The following is a 19,432-nucleotide window of genomic DNA, read 5'->3' as shown; positions in this document are numbered from 1 at the left end:
CCAGGTACCCACTCCCTTCCGGTGGCAAATCCGGAACGATTGTCGGCGTTCTTTTAAAAAAGACACAGGATCACGGCGATGAAAACACGAAAAATTGGACTGGCTAACTACCTGGCCTACGGCGCGGGCGATTTTCTCGGCGCCGGCACGACGGCGCTAACCGCCGCATGGCTGCTCTACTTTTACACCACCTTCTGCGGACTCTCCCCAATAGAGGCCACGCTTATATTTGCTTCTGCCCGCGTGCTGGATGCGGTGGTGAGCCCGCTGATGGGCTTTCTCACCGATAACTTCGGCACCACCTGGCTCGGCAAGCGCTTCGGCCGCAGAAAATTCTTTATTCTGCTCGGTATCCCGTGCGTATTCAGCTATTCAGCGATGTGGGTCGGCGAGATGGGCTTCTGGTACTACCTCGTCACCTATCTGCTGTTTGATATGGTTTACACCATGATTCTGGTGCCCTACGAAACGCTGGTGCCGGAGATGACCGATGATTTTAAACAGAAAACCAAATTTTCCGGCGCGCGCATCTCGATGGCGCAAATGTCGGCGATTTTAGCCTCCTTTCTGCCGGGGATCCTCCTCACCTGGCTCGGGAAAGACAATGCCAGTTCATTCTTTTATGCCAGTCTGGTGTTCTCGGTCCTGTGCGCGGTGATGCTGACCTTCGTCTGGTGCTTCACGTGGGAACGGCCGCGTGAGGCGTGGTCAGAGGCGGCGCTGCGGGCGGAAGCGGAAAAACAAAACTTAACCCTCGCTCAGAGCCTCAATCGCCTGGTGATTGAGCTAAGCTCCACGCTGCGGATAAAAATTTTCCGCCAGCACCTCGGCATGTATCTGGGGGGCTATATCGCCCAGGACGTCTTCAATGCCGTGTTTACCTATTACGTGGTCTTTGTCCTGATGCAGGAAGCCTCTGTCGCCTCGAATCTGCTGGGGACGATGGCCATCTTCCAGTTTATCGCGGTGATCGCCATGATCCCGCTGTGCATTCGCTTTGGCCCCGCGCCGTCGTACCGCATGGTGGTGGTCCTGTTTGGCCTGAGCTCGCTCTCGTATGCGCTGCTCTATTACGCCGGACTGAGCGACGTCTATTCCTTATTGCTGCTCATCTCTGCTGTCGCCGGACTGGGACGCGGCGGGATTAATTACGTGCCGTGGAATACCTATACCTATATTGCCGACGTCGACGAGGCGATCACCGGCCAGCGCCGCGAAGGGATTTTTGCCGGCATCATGACGCTGACCCGCAAAGCCTCGCAGGCGGGGGCGGTGATGCTGGTGGGCATCATCATGCAACTGTCGGGGTTTGTTTCCGGGCAAAAAATACAACCGCCAGGGGTGAGTCATACCATTTTACTGATCCTCAGCGTCGGCACCCTGGTGGTGTTAGCCTGCGGCTTCCTCGTCTCGCTACGCTTCAAGCTCAACCTGCACACCCACAGCATCCTGCGCAGTGAAACCCTCAGAATGCGCGATCTCGGCTGTGCCCAGCCGGAACAGACCCGTGCGGAACACCGCGCGGTGGTCGAGATGCTGGCGGGGATGCCTTACGACTGCCTGTGGGGCAATAACAATATTGGCTATCTGAATCGTCATAAACCTGCTGCCCCGGCGCTCAACCAGGGCAGCGCTTTGAATTCGACATACACCCGAGGTTAACAACATGAAAGTTTGGCCAGTCAAACATAGCCCATTACTGTGTCAGCCTGAGCGTTTTATCGCCCGCAGCGAACTGCAGGCGCTGATCCGCAACGTGACGCAAAACCTGGTGAACATTAAGGATGAGAGCGGGCAATTTTTACTGCGCCTCGATGACGGGCGCGTGATCGATACCAAAGGCTGGGCCGGCTGGGAGTGGACCCACGGCGTTGGGCTGTACGGCATCTATCAGTATTATCAGCAAACCGGCGATATCGAGATGCGCGATATCATCGACCGCTGGTTTGCCGACCGCTTCGCCGAGGGGGCAACGACCAAAAACGTCAATACGATGGCCCCGTTCCTGACCCTGGCATACCGCTTTGAAGAGACCGGCCGGATGGCGTATCTGCCGTGGCTCGAAAGCTGGGCGGAATGGGCGATGCATGAGATGCCGCGCACCGAGCAGGGCGGCATGCAGCACATGACCCTGGCGGAGGAGAACCATCAGCAAATGTGGGATGACACGCTGATGATGACCGTGTTGCCGTTAGCCAAAATTGGCAAGCTGCTTAATCGCCCGCAGTATGTGGAGGAGGCGACCTATCAGTTCCTGCTCCATGTGCAGAACCTGATGGACCGGGAGACCGGGCTGTGGTTTCACGGCTGGAGCTATGAGGGGCGGCACAACTTTGCCCGGGCGCGCTGGGCGCGGGGCAACAGCTGGCTCACCATGGTGATCCCGGATTTTCTGGAGCTGGTGGATCTCCCCGAGGGGAACGCGGTACGGCGTTATCTGATGACGGTACTCGACGCACAGATTGCCGCCTTAGCAAAATGCCAGGACGACAGCGGCCTGTGGCATACCCTGCTGGACGATCCGCACTCTTATCTTGAGGCCTCCGCGACCGCCGGCTTTGCCTACGGCATTCTCAAAGCGGTGCGCAAGCATTACGTCGGGCAGCACTATGCCGGGGTGGCTGAAAAAGCGATTCGCGGGATTGTGCAGAATATTTCGCCGCAGGGGGAGTTGCTGCAGACCTCGTTTGGCACCGGAATGGGGTCAGACCTTGATTTTTATCGCCAGATCCCGCTTACCTCGATGCCCTATGGCCAGGCGATGGCGATCCTTTGTCTGACCGAGTATCTGCGTAAATATTTCTGAGCAGAGCGCCCCGCTGGCGGGGCGCCGAATAAAACTAACCCGGCTTTCGCCGGGTTACTGGTTACATACGCTCTACGGTCTCGATACCCAGGGTATCGAGACCCAGCTTGAGGGTTTTCGCTGTCAGCAGCGCCAGCTTCAGGCGGCTGTTGCGGATCTCTTCGCTTTCCGCGCTGAGGATCGGGCAGTGCTCGTAGAAGCCGGAGAACAGCCCCGCCAGATCGTACAGGTAGGCGCACATCACGTGCGGCGTCCCTTCGCGAGCGACCACGGAGAGGGTCTCTTCAAACTGCAGCAGGCGCGCTGCCAACTGGGCTTCGCGATCTTCGGCGATGACCACTGGTGCATCGTTCATCGCGTTTTCGTCGATGCCGGCTTTACGGAAGACGGAGAGCACGCGGGTATAGGCATATTGCATATACGGCGCGGTGTTGCCTTCGAACGCCAGCATATTATCCCAGTCAAAAACGTAATCGGTGGTGCGGTTTTTCGACAGATCGGCATATTTCACCGCGCCGATACCCACCACTTTCGCCAGATTTTCCAGCTCGTCAGCCGACATGTCCGGGTTCTTCTCCGCGACCAGGCGACGGGCGCGCTCCAGCGCTTCGTCCAGCAGATCGGCCAGCTTCACGGTGCCGCCGGCGCGGGTTTTAAACGGCTTGCCGTCTTTACCCAGCATCATACCGAACATATGGTGCTCCAGCGGCACGGCGTCCGGCACGTAGCCTGCTTTACGCACGATGGTCCACGCCTGCATCAGGTGCTGGTGCTGACGGGAGTCGATGTAATAGAGCACGCGGTCGGCGTGCAGCGTTTCATAGCGATACTTCGCGCAGGCGATATCGGTGGTGGTATAGAGGTAGCCGCCATCCTTTTTCTGGATGATGACGCCCATCGGTTCGCCTTCCTTGTTTTTGTACTCATCAAGGAACACCACGGTGGCGCCTTCGCTCTCGACGGCCAGCCCTTTGGCTTTCAGATCGGCGACGATCCCCGGCAGCATCGGGTTATACAGGCTCTCACCCATCACGTCATCGCGGGTCAGCGTCACATTCAGGCGATCGTAGGTGATCTGGTTTTGCGACATGGTGATGTCGACCAGCTTACGCCACATCTGCAGGAAGTACTGATCGCCGCCCTGCAGTTTAACCACGTAGCTACGCGCGCGCTCGGCAAAGGCTTCGTCTTCATCGTAGTGCTTTTTCGCTTCGCGATAGAAACCTTCGAGGTCGGCCAGGGCCATCTCACCGGCGTTTTCCTGCTGCTGTTTTTCCAGATACGCGATCAGCATGCCAAACTGGGTGCCCCAGTCGCCGACGTGGTTGGCGCGGATCACCTTATGACCCAGGAACTCCAGGGTACGGACTGAAGCATCACCAATGATGGTCGAACGCAGATGGCCGACGTGCATCTCTTTCGCCACGTTGGGGGCCGAGTAGTCGACGACGATGGTCTGCGCCTGTGGTTTCGTGACGCCCAGGCGCTCAGACTGCAGCGCGCGGTTGACGTTGTCCGCCAGAAACGCGGGATCGAGGAAAATATTGATAAAGCCCGGCCCGGCGATTTCAACCTTGCTGGCAATGCCGTTGAGGTCAAGATGAGACAGTACCTGCTCTGCAAGTTGTCGCGGCGCCATGCCCAGTTTTTTGGCGACAGCCATCACGCCGTTGGCCTGATAGTCACCGAACTGAACTTTTGCTGACTGGCGGACCTGAGGTTCGCAATCGGCAGGCGCGCCTGCCGCGATCAGGGCCTGGCTGACTTTTTCTGAGAGAAGAGCCTGAATATTCACCGGAATACCTTACGTGTAATGCGCCTGCCCCCGAGGGAGGCGGCGCCATAATGTGGACAAATTAGGGCGGGAGTATACTGCATTTGTCCCCGTCCGTCAGCATTGCGCGCGGCGCGGCGGCGTGCGCAATCCATCGCCGTTCGGTTGCCCGTCAGCAGGGCGGCGGTTGGTCCGCAGGCCGAAACACGGTAAATTACCTTTTCATTACTGACGAGCATCATTGACGAGCAAACCCATGGCAAACTGGCAGCAAATTGAACAACTGGCCGATATTACGGCGGATCTCCCGCGATTTTCCGATGCGCTTCAGCGCTTCACTGCGCGACTGGGGCTGGAGATAGTCGGACTCGACGCCGACCATATCTCCCTGCGCTGTCATCAGAATACCACGGCGGAACGCTGGCGCCGCGGTCTGGAACAGTGCGGAACCCTGCTGTCGGAGAATATGATCAACGGCCGGCCCATTTGCCTGTTCAAGCTGGCGGAGCCGGTCTGCGTGGCGCACTGGCGCTTCCATATCATTGAGCTGCCGTGGCCGGGTGAAAAGCGTTATCCCCATGAAGGCTGGGAGCATATTGAAATTGTCCTGCCTGGCGATCCGGCAACCTTAAATGCCCGTGCTCTGGCGCTGCTGGCCGATGACGGACTCAGCCAGCCGGGGATCGTCGTCAAAACCAGTTCGCCGAAAGGGCAGCATGAGCGTCTGCCGAACCCCACTCTGGCGGTGACCGACGGTAGCGTGACGGTGAAATTTCATCCGTGGTCTATTGAACAAATCGTCGCCAGCGAGCAAGCTGATACATAACAGTGTGAAGCGGCGCGGCGTCTGTGGCGCGAAATCGTGACATGCTCGAAGGATGGTCTGGATCAGGGAGAGGGAAATGGCGGTACTGGAAGTCTGTTGCTATAGCGCGGCGTGCGCCCGGGAGGCTGAGCGCTGCGGTGCCGATCGCATCGAGCTCTGCGCCGCGCCGCAGGAAGGGGGATTAACGCCCTCTTATGGGGTGCTGGTCTCGGTCCGCAAGGCGATGACCATTCCGGTGCATCCGATTATTCGCCCCCGCGGTGGCGATTTCTGCTACATCGAGGCGGAGTTCGCCTCGATGCTTGCCGATGTTCAGATGGTACGTGAGCTGGGGTTCCCTGGTCTGGTGACCGGCGTGCTGGATGCTGATGGCCATGTGGATATTCCGCGGATGAAAAAAATAATGGCGGCGGCAGGACCGCTGGCGGTGACCTTTCATCGCGCGTTCGATCTGTGTGCCGACCCGCGTCAGGCCTGGAATACACTGGGTGAGCTGGGGATTAAACGTATCCTGACTTCCGGTCAGCAACCCTCAGCGGAGAAAGGTATTTCATTAATTACGGAACTTATTGCCGCAGGGGATACTCCAATCATTATGGCCGGTGCGGGAGTCCGCGCCGCGAACCTGCCGCTGTTTCTGCAGGCGGGGGTGAAAGAGGTTCATAGCTCTGCAGGCCAGTGGTTGCCATCGGAAATGCGCTTTCGTCATCCAGGCGTTTCGATGTCAGCCGATCCTGATGCGGACGAATACAGGCGCTACGCCGTTAATGGCGAAGCGGTGGCGGAGATGAAAAGGATTATCTCCGCCTGGAGAAGTTAAACGGTTTTTTTGCTGCACATCATGTCGCCCAATATGATGATTGCCCGTACCAGGCCCCTGCCCATTAAACAGGGGCCTTTTTTTATCTCGCTTTTTTCGCCAGCGACTGCTGCGTTTCCGGTTTGGTGGCGATAATCACCGCGCGCAGCGGAGCCGGATAGCCTTCCACGGTTTTGCGCTGATCCTGCGGGTCGAGGAAATCGGCCAGTGATTCACTGGTCATCCATTCGGTGCGCCGCTGCTCCTCAGTCGAGGTGACGCAGGCATCGACGATGCGCACATCGATAAACCCGCACTTCTCCAGCCACATTTTCAGGGCCGCCGCCGAGGGGATAAAATAGACGTTGCGCATCTGCGCATAGCGTTCGCCCGGAACCAGCACCGTATTTTCATCCCCTTCGACCACCAGCGTCTCCAGCAACAGCTCGCCTCCCGGCGCCAGCTGATCTTTCAACTGCCACAGGTGGTCCAGCGGCGAGCGGCGATGGTAAAGCACGCCCATCGAGAACACGGTGTCAAAAGCTTCCAGCGCCGGCAGCTGTTCGATACCCAGCGGCAGCAGATGCGCCCGCTGATCGTTACCGAGCAGCTTACGGACCGCTTCAAACTGGCACAGGAACAGCTGGGTGGGATCGATGCCGACCGCCAGATGTGCGCCAGCGCCGATCATTCGCCACATGTGATAGCCGCTGCCGCAGCCCACGTCGAGGATAGTCCGCCCGGTGAGGTCGGACAGGTGCGGCAGGACACGCTCCCACTTCCAGTCAGAGCGCCATTCGGTATCAATGTTAATGCCGTACAGCGAATAAGGGCCTTTGCGCCATGGCATCAGGTTTTTTAGCAGATTTTCTACCCGCAGCTGATGGCCTTCGCTAAGCGGCGTTTCGCTCTCGGCGGTGACGCTGTGCAGGAGGTCCAGACGCCAGGGCGTTAATTCAGGGAGAAACTCAACGGCACGCTCCCATTCGCGAAACTTGCCGTGCAGGGCTTCGCGCTGCCAGGTGGCTACCTGAGCTGGCAAGGTTTCCAGCCATTGAGATAGCGGGCTTTTGGCGATCAGCTGATAGAAATTACTGAAGTCGATCATGCCTGCTCCCCGGATTTTACTGCCACCAGCGAGCCAAAGTTAAAGCACTGGAACCACAGTTCGGCATGTTCAAACCCAGCCTGATGCAGGCGGGCTTTATGGGTTTCCACGGAGTCCGTCAGCATCACGTTTTCCAGCATGCTGCGTTTCTGGCTGATCTCCAGCTCGCTGTAGCCGTTAGCGCGTTTAAAGTCATGATGCATATTGAACAACAGTTCGCCAACGTGGGAATCTTCGAAGCTGAATTTCTCCGAGAGCACCAGCGCGCCGCCGGGGTTGAGCCCCTGATAGACTTTATTCAGGATCGCCTGGCGATCGCCCGGCTCGAGGAACTGAATGGTAAAGTTCAGGATAACCAGCGAGGCGTTTTCAATGGCCACCGCACGGATATCCCCTTCAATCACCTCGACCGGCGTCGGGGCTTTATAGGCGTCAATATGGCGGCGGCAGCGTTCCACCATCGCCGGGGAGTTATCGATGGCGATAATGCGACATCCCGGATGGCTAATACTGCGGCGCACGGAAAGGGTGGCGGCGCCCAGCGAACAGCCAAGATCGTAAACCTGAGTGTTGGGCTGAACGAAGCGCTCGGCCAGCATGCCGATCATCGAGATGATATTGGAATAGCCGGGCACAGAACGCTGGATCATATCGGGGAAGACTTCAGCAACCCGTTCATCAAAGGTCCAGTCGCCGAGGCTGGCAATCGGCGCGGAAAAAAGCGTATCGCGGTGAGACATAACGTTAAACCCGAAAAAACGAAAACGGCGTATTGTGCGCTAACGGAGGGAGAAAACCAACTCCCAGGGCATATACCAGAGATTGGCCAGCACCATCAGCAACAACGCGCACCAGGTCGCGCTCATGCCGGAGCGGCGCCAGTGGTAGACGCGGTGATGAAAACCCCAGGAGTGCATCAGTCGCCCGACAATCAATAAAATGCCGCAAACGTGCACCATCCAGGTCTGGGCGCCATTCATCTCCATAAATAGCAGCAAAATGAGGCCAATCGGCACATATTCGACGGCATTACCGTGAACGCGGATGGCAACCTGCAGCTCGCTAAAGCCGCCGTCACCGTAGCCCACATGGTACTGGGTGCGTAAACGCACCACGTCGAAAGAAAACTTCACTAACAATAACGCACCTAAAACGGCATACAGCGCGCTGACCATACGAAAACTCCCTTTAACTCTGGCAGATGGCTCCGATTATGATAGCAGGATATCAGAAAAGGGAGGATTGCTGCGGAATCGACGGCGCATTTCCTGCCGCCGGCAGGGCGGTGCGCAGATCGCTCCACAGCGTATCCACCAGTGTCGGCGCGTAAGCAATGTCTGGGGTATGCAGGAACAGCCACGGGGTGCCAGACTGATGCCACTTCGGCAGGGTCTGCAGCCAGACGCGAAACAGTTCCCGGTTGTGGGCCATGTCGTCACCGCCTATAAAGCGCACCATCGGCTGCCGGGCGGTCATCACCGCATGTACCGGCACTTTGGGTTTCTTTTTCTGCGCGTCGATCATCGCCGGGCTGGTGGCCGCGGCGCTGTGGACCGGGCGGCTGTCGAGGATCACGCGGTTAACGTTGCGCTCGTGCAGCCCGCGATTGAGCTGCTGTTCCGCTTCGCCTTTGGCGAAGAATTCGGGGTGACGAACCTCGACGCCGTAGGTGAAATCCTTCGGCAGCCCGTCGAGAAATTGCCATAGCGCGGGGAGATCGCGAGGACCGAACGTCGCCGGCAGCTGCAGCCAGTACTGGCCGATGCGCGAGGCCAGCGGCGCCAGGCGGGCAAAAAATTCACTGCTTAACTCGTCGCAATGACGCAGGGCGGCCTGGTGCGAGATGGTGGCCGGGAATTTGAAGCAGAAGCGGAAGTCATCGTGGGTCTGTTCATACCAGCGGGTGACTATCTCCGGCTTCGGCAGCGCATACAGGGTAGTGTTGCCCTCCACGCAATTGAAGTGGCGGGCATACTCTTCAAGGCTGGTGATGCCAAGGCGCACCCATTTCGGGTGCGACCACTGGGGAAGCCCAATATAAATCATAACGCCGTGAGGATCTCCTCGGTGCTGCGCACCCGGCCGATGCGCGGGAAAATATGCGTCATGCTGCCCTGATGCTGTTCGGCGGAGGCGGCGCTGCAGGCATCTTCGGCGATGATCAGGTTAAAACCCAGCTCCCAGGCGTTGCGGGCGGTGGATTCGACGCCGATATTGGTGGAGATGCCGCAGAGAATAATGGTGTCGATACCGCGGCGGCGCAGCTGAAGCTCAAGGTCGGTGCCATAGAACGCGCCCCACTGGCGTTTGGTCACTTCGATATCGCTCTCCTGCTTACCGAGCGTAGCCGGGTAGGTCCACCAGTTTTCAGGCAGCGTATGCGCCCCGGCCTGAGCGTCGACAGGCTGTTTCAGCGCTTCAGCGAAATCGGCCGACCAGCCGACGCGGACCATGATGACCGGTGAACCCTGTTGTCGACACTGGTCTGCCAGACGAGCGGCACGCGCCACCACCTCGTCAGCCCGATGCGGTCCGCCGGCGAAAGGCAGAATGCCTTCCTGCAGATCGATCACCACCAGCGCCGTTTTTTTTGCATTGAGTTCTAACATGGTATCCCCGTATCTTGTTCTGTTGTCAGGCGGCTACAATACCTGCGCGGCTTCCGCAAAAGGGTAACAAATATTGTTAATTTATGTGAGTGTAGACGTTAAGCGCGCAGCAAAGCAGCGTACATCGTGCGTCGGACTTATCGAACGACAGAATTTCCAGTATAATAGCCGCCTTTTTTCATTCAGTTGTGACATCAGCTAAAGCTGCGACCTCGTCGCCTGCAGGGCAGACGACAATCCGCCGACGGCTAAGTTAAGGGATATCTCATGCGTACAGAATATTGCGGACAGCTTCGACAGTCCCACGTTGGGCAGCAGGTGACTCTGTGTGGTTGGGTCAACCGCCGTCGCGATCTCGGTAGCCTCATTTTTATCGACATGCGCGACCGCGAAGGCATCGTTCAGGTGTTTTTCGACCCGGATCGTGCGGATGCGTTGAAATTAGCCTCTGAACTGCGTAATGAGTTCTGCATTCAGGTCACTGGCACCGTCCGCGCGCGTGAAGAGAAAAACATCAACGCGGACATGGCCACCGGCGCCATCGAAGTGCTGGCCTCCGATCTGACGATCATTAACCGCTCAGAATCGCTGCCGTTGGACTCCAATCACGTCAACACCGAAGAAGCGCGTCTGAAATACCGTTACCTCGACCTGCGTCGTCCGGAAATGGCGCAGCGTCTGAAAACCCGCGCGAAAATCACCAGCTTTGTGCGCCGCTTTATGGATGACCATGGCTTCCTCGACATCGAAACCCCGATGCTGACTAAAGCTACCCCGGAAGGCGCTCGCGATTACCTCGTGCCTTCCCGCGTGCATAAAGGCAAATTCTACGCGCTGCCGCAGTCCCCGCAGCTGTTCAAACAGCTGCTGATGATGTCCGGGTTCGATCGTTACTATCAGATCGTTAAATGCTTCCGCGATGAAGACCTGCGTGCCGACCGTCAGCCTGAATTTACCCAGATCGACGTGGAAACCTCCTTTATGACCGCGCCGCAGGTGCGTGAGATCATGGAAGCGATGGTGCGTCAGCTGTGGCTGGAAATTAAAGGCGTCGACCTGGGCGATTTCCCGATCATGACCTTCGCCGAAGCCGAACGTCGTTACGGCTCCGATAAACCAGATCTGCGTAACCCGATGGAGCTGGTGGACGTCGCCGACCTGCTGAAGTCCGTGGAATTCGCGGTCTTTGCCGGCCCGGCCAACGATCCGAAAGGGCGCGTGGCGGCGCTGCGCGTCCCGGGCGGTGCCTCTCTGACCCGCAAGCTGATTGACGAATACGGCAACTTTGTGAAGATCTACGGCGCGAAGGGGCTGGCTTATATTAAAGTGACCGAGCGTGCGAAAGGCATGGACGGGATCAACAGCCCGGTGGCGAAATTCCTGACCGCTGAGATCGTGGAAGCCATCCTTGAGCGCACCGGCGCGCAGGACGGCGATATGATCTTCTTCGGCGCCGACAACAAGAAAGTGGTGGCTGACGCGCTGGGCGCGCTGCGTCTGAAGCTCGGTAAAGACCTGAGCCTGACTGACGAAAGCAAATGGGCGCCGCTGTGGGTGATCGACTTCCCGATGTTCGAAGACGACGGCGAAGGCGGCCTGACGGCGATGCACCATCCGTTCACCTCGCCAAAAGATATGACGGCGGACGAGCTGAAAGCCGCGCCGGAAGAGGCTGTAGCCAACGCCTACGATATGGTCATTAATGGGTATGAAGTCGGCGGCGGTTCTGTGCGTATCCACCGCGGCGACATGCAGCAAACCGTATTTGGCATTCTGGGCATTAACGAGCAAGAGCAGCGTGAAAAATTCGGCTTCCTGCTGGATGCGCTGAAATACGGTACGCCGCCGCATGCAGGCCTGGCGTTCGGTCTTGACCGCCTGACTATGCTGCTGACCGGTACCGATAACATCCGCGACGTTATCGCCTTCCCGAAAACCACCGCGGCGGCCTGTCTGATGACCGAAGCGCCAAGCTTCGCGAATCCGGCCTCGCTTGGTGAACTGGGTATTCAGGTTGTGGAGAAAGAGACAAAAGCGTCTCTGGAGAACAAGTAATATGTCATTTAAGCTGCCCGTTTCGGTGCTGGTGGTGATATACGCCGAAGATACGAAACGGGTGCTGATGTTACAGCGGCGCGACGATCCCGCGTTCTGGCAGTCGGTGACCGGCAGCCTGGAAGCAGGAGAGACCGCGCTGCAGGCCGCCGCGCGTGAAGTAAAGGAAGAGGTCGCCATTGATGTTGCCTGCGAGCAACTGACCTTAATTGACTGTCAGCGCACGGTGGAGTTCGAGATATTTTCTCATTTGCGTCATCGCTATGCGCCGGGTGTAGAGCGCAATACAGAATTCTGGTTCTGTCTTGCGCTGCCTCATGAGCGGGAGATTACCTTCACCGAACATCTGGCCTACCGCTGGGTCAGCGCGACGGAAGCCGCTGCGCTGACCAAGTCGTGGAGCAACCGGCAGGCGATTGAAGAATTTGTAATTAACGCCGCCTGAAAGGGCGCGCTTTTTGGAGAGTTTTTTATGGCAGGTCATAGTAAATGGGCCAACACCAAACACCGCAAAGCGGCACAGGATGCTAAACGCGGTAAAATCTTTACGAAAATCATTCGCGAGCTGGTGACTGCGGCGCGTCTGGGCGGCGGCGACGCGGCTTCCAACCCGCGTCTGCGTGCAGCCGTTGATAAAGCGCTGTCTAACAACATGACGCGCGACACCCTGAACCGCGCCATCGCGCGCGGCGTCGGCGGTGATGAAGACGCGAACATGGAAACCATCATTTACGAAGGCTATGGCCCTGGCGGTACCGCGGTAATGGTGGAATGTCTGTCCGACAACCGTAACCGTACCGTTGCGGAAGTGCGTCACGCCTTCACCAAAACCGGTGGTAACCTCGGTACCGACGGCTCCGTGTCCTATCTGTTCAGTAAGAAAGGCGTCATCTCCTTCGAGAAAGGCGATGAAGACACCATCATGGAAGCGGCGCTGGAAGCTGGCGCAGAAGACGTGGTGACCTATGACGACGGCGCCATCGACGTCTACACCGCGTGGGAAGAGATGGGCGCCGTGCGCGACGCGCTGGAAGCCGCTGGCCTGAAAGCCGACGCTGCCGAAGTCTCGATGATCCCGTCCACCAAAGCGGATATGGATGCCGAGACGGCGCCGAAGCTGCTGCGTCTGATCGATATGCTCGAAGACTGCGACGACGTGCAGGAAGTGTACCATAACGGCGAGATCTCCGATGAGGTCGCAGCCACCCTGTGATGCAGTCGCATCCACGGTTAACCGGAGGCGCGTGATGGCTATTATTCTCGGCATTGACCCGGGGTCGCGCGTCACCGGTTATGGCGTGATCCGTCAGGTCGGACGGCAGTTGAGCTACCTTGGCAGCGGATGCATTCGCACCAAAGTGGACGATCTGCCGTCGCGGCTGAAGCTGATTTACGCTGGGGTGACAGAGATCATCACCCAGTTCCAGCCCGACTATTTCGCCATTGAGCAGGTCTTTATGGCGAAGAACGCCGATTCGGCGTTAAAGCTCGGGCAGGCGCGGGGAGTGGCGATTGTTGCAGCGACCAATCAGTCGCTGCCGGTGTTTGAATACGCCGCCCGCCAGGTCAAGCAGACCGTTGTCGGGATCGGCAGTGCCGAAAAGAGCCAGGTCCAGCACATGGTGCGTACCTTGCTCAAGCTGCCTGCCAATCCGCAGGCGGATGCGGCGGATGCGCTGGCGATTGCCATCACCCACTGCCATGTTAGCCAGAATGCCGCTCAGATAAGTGAGACCCGGCTCAATCTGGCGCGAGGGCGCTTACGATAATCGCAAATCAGGCTGGATATCTATCCAGCTTTTTTTATGATACCGCCAGATACTTAGACCATAACGCAGGAGCCCCATGTGATAGGCAGACTCAGAGGCATCATTCTCGAAAAACAACCCCCGCTGGTGTTGCTGGAAACGGCGGGCGTCGGCTATGAAGTGCATATGCCAATGACCTGCTTCTATGAGCTGCCGGAGGCCGGTCAGGAGGCGATAGTCTTTACCCACTTTGTGGTGCGTGAAGATGCCCAGCTGCTGTATGGTTTTAACAACAAACAGGAACGTACGCTGTTTAAAGAGCTGATTAAAACCAACGGCGTAGGGCCAAAGCTGGCGCTGGCGATCCTCTCCGGCATGTCGGCGCAGCAGTTCGTCAACGCCGTTGAGCGGGAAGAAGTCGCCTCGCTGGTGAAGCTGCCGGGGATTGGCAAAAAAACCGCAGAACGCCTGATCGTCGAGATGAAAGACCGCTTCAAAGGGCTGCACGGCGACCTGTTCACTCCGGCGGCCGATCTGGTGCTGACTTCACCGGCAGGCCCGACGGCAGATGATGCCGAACAGGAAGCGGTTGCCGCGCTGGTCGCGCTGGGCTATAAACCGCAGGAGGCCAGCCGGATGGTAAGCAAGATCGCGCGTCCGGACGCCAACAGTGAAACGCTAATCCGCGAAGCGCTGCGCGCCGCGTTGTGAGGTAAGGGATGATTGAAGCAGACCGGCTGGTATCGGCAGACAGCAGCGGCGCAGAAGAGGCCGTTGACCGCGCCATCCGCCCAAAATTGCTGGCAGAGTATGTCGGCCAGCCGCAGGTGCGCTCGCAGATGGAGATCTTTATCCAGGCGGCGAAACTGCGCGGCGACGCCCTCGATCACCTGCTGATTTTTGGCCCGCCTGGGTTGGGGAAAACCACTCTGGCGAACATTGTCGCCAATGAGATGGGGGTGAATCTGCGCACCACCTCCGGCCCGGTGCTGGAGAAAGCAGGCGATCTCGCCGCGATGCTGACCAACCTCGAACCGCACGACGTGCTGTTTATCGATGAGATCCATCGCCTTTCGCCGGTGGTGGAAGAGGTGCTCTACCCGGCGATGGAAGACTATCAACTGGATATTATGATTGGCGAAGGTCCGGCGGCGCGCTCCATCAAAATCGATCTGCCGCCGTTTACCCTGATCGGCGCCACCACCCGGGCCGGTTCATTGACCTCACCGCTGCGCGACCGCTTTGGCATCGTGCAGCGTCTGGAGTTCTATCAGATACCCGATCTACAGCATATTGTCAGCCGCAGCGCCCGCCATATGGGGCTGGAGATGAGCGACGAAGGCGCGCTGGAAGTGGCCCGTCGTTCACGCGGCACGCCGCGTATTGCCAACCGTCTGCTACGTCGGGTGCGCGACTTCGCGGAAGTGCGCCATGACGGCACCATCTCTGCCGACATTGCCGCCCAGGCGCTGGATATGCTGAATGTCGATGCGGAAGGGTTCGACTATATGGACCGCAAACTGCTGCTGGCGGTGATAGATAAATTCTTTGGTGGGCCGGTGGGGCTGGATAACCTTGCCGCCGCGATCGGCGAAGAGCGGGAAACCATTGAAGATGTGCTGGAGCCTTATTTAATTCAGCAGGGCTTTCTGCAGCGTACGCCGCGGGGAAGAATGGCGACGGTGCGGGCCTGGAATCATTTCGGCATTACGCCGCCGGAAATGCCATAGTGCGTTGCGGCAGAGCAGTGCATGTGGAGGCCCGGTCAACAGCATGACCGGGCTTTTTCATTTTCAGCTGGCGGCTTTTTTCGTCATGCTGAGGATAAACAGCGCGGCGGCGCACAGCACCACCGATGGCCCTGCGGGGGTATCGTAGAAGGCCGATAGGGTCAGCCCCCCGGTGACCGCCAGCATGCCCACGCCTACTGCCACGGCGGCCATCTGCTCCGGTGTACGGGCAAAACGGCGGGCGGTGGCGGCAGGGATAATCAGCAGGGAAGTGATGATCAGCGCGCCGACGAACTTCATCGCCACGCCGATAGTCAGGGCGGTGACCAGCATCAACAGCAGCTTGACCCGCTGCAGCTTCACGCCATCGACAAACGCCAGATCCGGACTGATGGTCATCGCCAGCAGAGGTCGCCACTGCCAGAGCAGGATACCAATCACAATCACTACGCCAATGGCGATGGCAATCAAATCCTGCGGCGTCACTGCCAGCAGATCGCCGAACAGGTATGCCATCAGATCGACGCGGACGTTAGACATCAGACTGACCACCACCAGCCCCAGCGACAGTGCGCTGTGCGCCATGATGCCCAGCAGGGTATCGATCGCCAGATGGGGGCGTTTCTCCAGCCATACCAGCCCGCCGGCCAGCAGCAGGGTTACGGCGATCACCGCATAAAACGGATTGACGTTAAGCAGTAAGCCGAAAGCGACGCCGAGCAGCGACGCATGCGCCAGCGTATCGCCAAAATAGGACATGCGGCGCCAGACCACAAAGGAGCCCAGCGGACCGGCGGCACAGGCCAGCATCATCCCGGCAAGCCAGCCAGGTAACAGAAGTTCAATCATTAGCGGCTGTTTCCCCGACGCAGTACAATTCGCCCCTGAAGGTCGTGGCGGTGATTATGGTGGTGGCGGTAAATTCCCAGCTGTTCCGCGCCGCGCGGGCCGAACATGGAGATAAACTCCGGATGCATGGAGACCACCTCCGGCGCGCCGGAGCAGCAGATATGCTGGTTCAGGCACAGGACTTCGTCGGTTTTCGCCATCACCAGATGCAGGTCGTGCGATACCATCAGCACTGCGCAGTCCAGTTCATGGCGCAACTGGTCGATAAGATCGTAAAGCGCTACCTGGCCATTGACGTCAACCCCCTGGGTTGGTTCATCCAGCACCAGCAGCTGTGGGCGGTTGAGCAGGGCGCGGGCCAGCAGTACGCGCTGGGTTTCGCCGCCGGAGAGTTTTTGCATCGGCGCGTCGATCAGATGCCCGGCCTGCACACGTTTCAGTGCCGGCAGGATGTCGTCTTTGCGGGTACCCGGGCGCAAACGCAGGAAGCGGCTGACGGTCAGCGGCAGCGTGGCGTCAAGATGCAGCTTCTGCGGCACATAGCCGATCCGCAGGCGTTCTTCCCGCTTGATGACACCTTCTGTCGGTGCTACCAGCCCCAGAACCACCCGCACAAGGGTCGATTTACCGGCGCCGTTCGGGCCCAGTAGCGTTAATATTTTGCCTGGCGTGAGTGCCAGCGAGATGTCAGACAGCACGCGGCGTTGGCCAAAGGCCACCGACACATTTTCCAGCATAACAAGGTTTGTCATAGTAATTTAGGGTTGCACAAGCTAGTGAATGTTATAATATCACATCACATTCACTCGTTTCGATGACTAGACGCATTATGTTACATAAAAATACGCTTCTTTGCGCTGGACTTAGCGCTGTTTTTTTGTTCGCGCAGGTTCCGCTGGCCAGCGCCGCCGTAGTGACTTCCATGAAACCGCTGGGCTTTATTGCAGCTGCTATCGCCGATGGGGTGACAGATACTCAGGTGCTATTGCCCGACGGCGCCTCAGAGCATGACTATTCACTGCGGCCTTCTGATGTAAAACGCTTACAGAACGCAGACTTAGTGGTATGGATTGGTCCGGAAATGGAAGCCTTTATGGATAAGTCGACGCAAAGCATTGCGGCGAATAAAAAGGTGACCATCGCGGAGCTGGATGGGGTGAAGCCGCTGCTGATGACCGGCGCTGACGACGATGACGATCATGATGGTCATGACCACGGCGCAGCAGAAAAAAGTGACGGCGATCACCATCACGGTATTTACAATATGCATCTGTGGTTATCCCCAGAGATAGCGCGGCTTTCGGCGGTTGCAATCCACGATAAATTATTGGAACTTATGCCGCAGAGTCGAGCCAAACTCGACAGCAACCTGCAGCAGTTCGAGGCCGCGCTGGCGGCAACTGACAAGCAGGTTAGCAATGAGCTGGCACCGCTGAAAGGGAAGGGCTATTTCGTTTTTCATGACGCCTACGGTTACTTTGAAAAACACTACGGTTTGACCTCACTGGGGCACTTTACCGTCAACCCTGAAATACAGCCTGGTGCGCAGCGTTTACACGAAATCAGAACACAACTGGTTGAGCAGAAGGCCACGTGCGTTTTTGCTGAGCCACAGTTCAGGCCAGCGGTTATCGAAGCTGTTGCCCGGGGCACGTCTGTGCGCATGGGAACCCTGGATCCGCTGGGTACTGGAATTACGTTGGGTAAAGCGAGTTACCCACAATTCCTGACCCAGCTGGCGAATCAGTATTCGAGCTGCCTGAAAGGAGATTAACGAGGAAGTGAATACGTGCAACAGATAGCCCGCGCTGTCACTCAGGCATTCAACAATCTGCCACGACCTCATCGCGTCATGTTGGGGTCGCTTAGCGTTCTTACCTTAGCGGTCGCCGTCTGGCGACCCTACATTTACCACCCGGAATCCGCCCCCATCGTCAGAACCATTGAACTGGAAAAAAGCGAGATCCGTTCCCTGCTGCCGGAAGCCTCCGAGCCGATCGACCAGGCCCCGCAGGAAGAAGAAGCCATTCCTCAGGATGAACTCGACGAGAAGGCCGATACCGATGCCGGCGGTCACGAATATGTGGTGTCGACCGGCGATACGCTCAGCAGCATCCTGAACCAGTACGGTATCGATATGGGTGATATCGCCCAGCTTTCCTCCGCCGATAAAGAGCTGCGTAATCTGAAGATTGGCCAGCAGCTCTCCTGGACTCTGACCGCGGACGGCGATCTGCAGAGTCTGACCTGGGAGATGTCCCGCCGTGAAACCCGCACTTATACCCGTGTGGATAACGGTTTTAAAATGAGCAGCGAGCTGCAGAAAGGCGACTGGGTCAACAATGTGCTGAAGGGCACCGTCGGCGCCAGCTTTGTCTCCAGCGCACGAGACGCCGGGCTGACCAGTACCGAAATCAGCGCGGTGATCAAGGCCATGCAGTGGCAGATGGATTTCCGTAAGCTGAAAAAAGGCGACGAGTTCTCGGTATTGATGTCGCGCGAAATGCTCGACGGTAAGCGCGAGCAAAGTCAGCTGCTGGGCGTGCGTTTGCGCTCCGATGGTAAAGACTACTTTGCTATCCGTGCCGAAGACGGCAAATTCTACGATCGTAACGGGACGGGGCTGGCGAAAGGCTTTATGCGCTTCCCGACGGCGCGTCAGTTCCGCGTCTCCTCTAACTTTAACCCGCGTCGTCTGAACCCGGTCACCGGGCGCGTCGCGCCGCACCGTGGCGTCGATTTCGCGATGCCGCAGGGGACGCCAGTGCTGGCGGTCGGCGATGGTGAAGTGGTGGTGGCCAAGCGCAGCGGCGCTGCCGGGTATTATGTTGCTATCCGCCATGGTCGCACCTATACCACCCGCTATATGCACTTGCGTAAGCTGCTGGTGAAACCGGGGCAGAAAGTGAAGCGCGGCGATCGTATCGCGCTGTCGGGGAATACCGGCCGCTCTACCGGACCGCATCTGCACTACGAAGTGTGGATCAACCAGCAGGCGGTCAACCCGCTGACGGCTAAGCTGCCGCGTACCGAAGGGCTGAGCGGTTCCGACCGTACCGATTACCTGGCGCAGGTCAAAGAGGTCGTCCCGCAGCTGCGGTTTGACTAACTACCGGTCAGTGGAAAGC

Annotated in this window: 20 protein-coding genes; 12 read left to right on the top strand and 8 right to left on the bottom strand. The window is 58.2% G+C overall.

What is annotated here, in order from left to right:
* Positions 1-78: 78 nt before the first annotated feature.
* Together CWM58_RS14945 and CWM58_RS14940 are read left to right on the top strand one after the other, a co-directional pair.
* On the top strand, positions 79-1,662 hold the full coding sequence (locus CWM58_RS14945; protein ID WP_100681226.1) for an MFS transporter: 1,584 nt from the start codon (positions 79-81) through the stop codon (positions 1,660-1,662).
* A gap of 4 nt (positions 1,663-1,666) precedes the next feature.
* On the top strand, positions 1,667-2,806 hold the full coding sequence (locus CWM58_RS14940; protein ID WP_100681225.1) for a glycoside hydrolase family 105 protein: 1,140 nt from the start codon (positions 1,667-1,669) through the stop codon (positions 2,804-2,806).
* Between the two features lie 61 nt (positions 2,807-2,867).
* Here the strand turns inward: CWM58_RS14940 and argS are convergent, their stop codons facing one another.
* Complete coding sequence (gene argS, locus CWM58_RS14935) at positions 2,868-4,601, bottom strand: arginine--tRNA ligase (RefSeq protein ID WP_061154085.1); 1,734 nt, start codon at positions 4,599-4,601, stop codon at positions 2,868-2,870.
* A gap of 235 nt (positions 4,602-4,836) precedes the next feature.
* Here argS and CWM58_RS14930 point away from each other — a divergent pair, with 235 nt between their 5' ends.
* Both CWM58_RS14930 and cutC read left to right on the top strand, forming a co-directional pair.
* The gene (locus CWM58_RS14930) at positions 4,837-5,406 is read left to right on the top strand and encodes a VOC family protein (protein ID WP_100681224.1); all 570 of its coding nucleotides are present in this window, start codon (positions 4,837-4,839) and stop codon (positions 5,404-5,406) included.
* Between the two features lie 76 nt (positions 5,407-5,482).
* A complete protein-coding gene (gene cutC, locus CWM58_RS14925) occupies positions 5,483-6,226 on the top strand; it encodes a copper homeostasis protein CutC (RefSeq protein ID WP_100681223.1) in 744 nt (247 codons plus the stop codon).
* A gap of 82 nt (positions 6,227-6,308) precedes the next feature.
* Here the strand turns inward: cutC and cmoB are convergent, their stop codons facing one another.
* Genes cmoB through CWM58_RS14900 form a run of 5 tightly spaced genes read right to left on the bottom strand, consistent with a single transcriptional unit; the run spans position 6,309 to position 9,922 of the window.
* Positions 6,309-7,313 (bottom strand): tRNA 5-methoxyuridine(34)/uridine 5-oxyacetic acid(34) synthase CmoB, encoded by a 1,005-nt coding sequence (cmoB, locus tag CWM58_RS14920; protein ID WP_100681222.1) that lies wholly within the window; start codon positions 7,311-7,313, stop codon positions 6,309-6,311.
* A complete protein-coding gene (gene cmoA / locus CWM58_RS14915) occupies positions 7,310-8,053 on the bottom strand; it encodes a carboxy-S-adenosyl-L-methionine synthase CmoA (protein ID WP_100681221.1) in 744 nt (247 codons plus the stop codon). The genes cmoB and cmoA overlap by 4 nt, the downstream gene beginning before the upstream one ends.
* Positions 8,054-8,092: 39 nt before the next feature.
* A complete protein-coding gene (locus CWM58_RS14910; RefSeq protein WP_008804243.1) occupies positions 8,093-8,488 on the bottom strand; it encodes an MAPEG family protein in 396 nt (131 codons plus the stop codon).
* Between the two features lie 52 nt (positions 8,489-8,540).
* Complete coding sequence (locus tag CWM58_RS14905) at positions 8,541-9,359, bottom strand: DUF72 domain-containing protein (protein WP_061154089.1); 819 nt, start codon at positions 9,357-9,359, stop codon at positions 8,541-8,543.
* Positions 9,356-9,922, bottom strand: a complete 567-nt coding sequence (locus CWM58_RS14900) for a hydrolase (protein WP_074385448.1) — start codon at positions 9,920-9,922, stop codon at positions 9,356-9,358. The genes CWM58_RS14905 and CWM58_RS14900 overlap by 4 nt, the downstream gene beginning before the upstream one ends.
* A 267-nt stretch (positions 9,923-10,189) precedes the next feature.
* Between CWM58_RS14900 and aspS the strand changes: the two genes are divergently transcribed.
* The 6 genes from aspS to ruvB all read left to right on the top strand — a co-directional run bounded on the left by aspS (position 10,190) and on the right by ruvB (position 15,455).
* Positions 10,190-11,977, top strand: a complete 1,788-nt coding sequence (aspS, locus tag CWM58_RS14895) for an aspartate--tRNA ligase (RefSeq protein ID WP_061154091.1) — start codon at positions 10,190-10,192, stop codon at positions 11,975-11,977.
* Position 11,978: 1 nt separating this feature from the next.
* Complete coding sequence (gene nudB / locus CWM58_RS14890; protein ID WP_002911477.1) at positions 11,979-12,422, top strand: dihydroneopterin triphosphate diphosphatase; 444 nt, start codon at positions 11,979-11,981, stop codon at positions 12,420-12,422.
* A gap of 27 nt (positions 12,423-12,449) precedes the next feature.
* Positions 12,450-13,190: a YebC/PmpR family DNA-binding transcriptional regulator gene (locus CWM58_RS14885; RefSeq protein ID WP_061154093.1), complete on the top strand. Its 741-nt coding sequence runs from the start codon at positions 12,450-12,452 to the stop codon at positions 13,188-13,190.
* A gap of 34 nt (positions 13,191-13,224) precedes the next feature.
* Positions 13,225-13,746, top strand: a complete 522-nt coding sequence (gene ruvC / locus CWM58_RS14880; protein ID WP_061154094.1) for a crossover junction endodeoxyribonuclease RuvC — start codon at positions 13,225-13,227, stop codon at positions 13,744-13,746.
* Positions 13,747-13,824: 78 nt separating this feature from the next.
* Positions 13,825-14,436 (top strand): Holliday junction branch migration protein RuvA, encoded by a 612-nt coding sequence (ruvA, locus tag CWM58_RS14875; protein ID WP_002911454.1) that lies wholly within the window; start codon positions 13,825-13,827, stop codon positions 14,434-14,436.
* Between the two features lie 8 nt (positions 14,437-14,444).
* On the top strand, positions 14,445-15,455 hold the full coding sequence (gene ruvB / locus CWM58_RS14870; RefSeq protein WP_061154095.1) for a Holliday junction branch migration DNA helicase RuvB: 1,011 nt from the start codon (positions 14,445-14,447) through the stop codon (positions 15,453-15,455).
* Positions 15,456-15,518: 63 nt separating this feature from the next.
* Here the strand turns inward: ruvB and znuB are convergent, their stop codons facing one another.
* On the bottom strand, positions 15,519-16,304 hold the full coding sequence (gene znuB / locus CWM58_RS14865; RefSeq protein ID WP_061154096.1) for a zinc ABC transporter permease subunit ZnuB: 786 nt from the start codon (positions 16,302-16,304) through the stop codon (positions 15,519-15,521).
* The gene (gene znuC, locus CWM58_RS14860) at positions 16,304-17,023 is read right to left on the bottom strand and encodes a zinc ABC transporter ATP-binding protein ZnuC (protein ID WP_228958578.1); all 720 of its coding nucleotides are present in this window, start codon (positions 17,021-17,023) and stop codon (positions 16,304-16,306) included. The genes znuB and znuC overlap by 1 nt, the downstream gene beginning before the upstream one ends.
* Positions 17,024-17,133: 110 nt before the next feature.
* Between znuC and znuA the strand changes: the two genes are divergently transcribed.
* A complete protein-coding gene (gene znuA / locus CWM58_RS14855; protein ID WP_061154097.1) occupies positions 17,134-18,078 on the top strand; it encodes a zinc ABC transporter substrate-binding protein ZnuA in 945 nt (314 codons plus the stop codon).
* A 15-nt stretch (positions 18,079-18,093) separates the two neighbouring features.
* Entirely contained in the window at positions 18,094-19,413 is a 1,320-nt protein-coding gene (mepM, locus tag CWM58_RS14850; RefSeq protein WP_061154098.1) for a murein DD-endopeptidase MepM, read from the top strand.
* Positions 19,414-19,432 lie beyond the last annotated feature (19 nt).

This window comes from Klebsiella sp. H-Nf2, assembly GCF_002806645.1.
Lineage (GTDB): Bacteria > Pseudomonadota > Gammaproteobacteria > Enterobacterales > Enterobacteriaceae > Klebsiella > Klebsiella variicola.
This window is presented reverse-complemented; position numbering and strand designations above follow the sequence as displayed.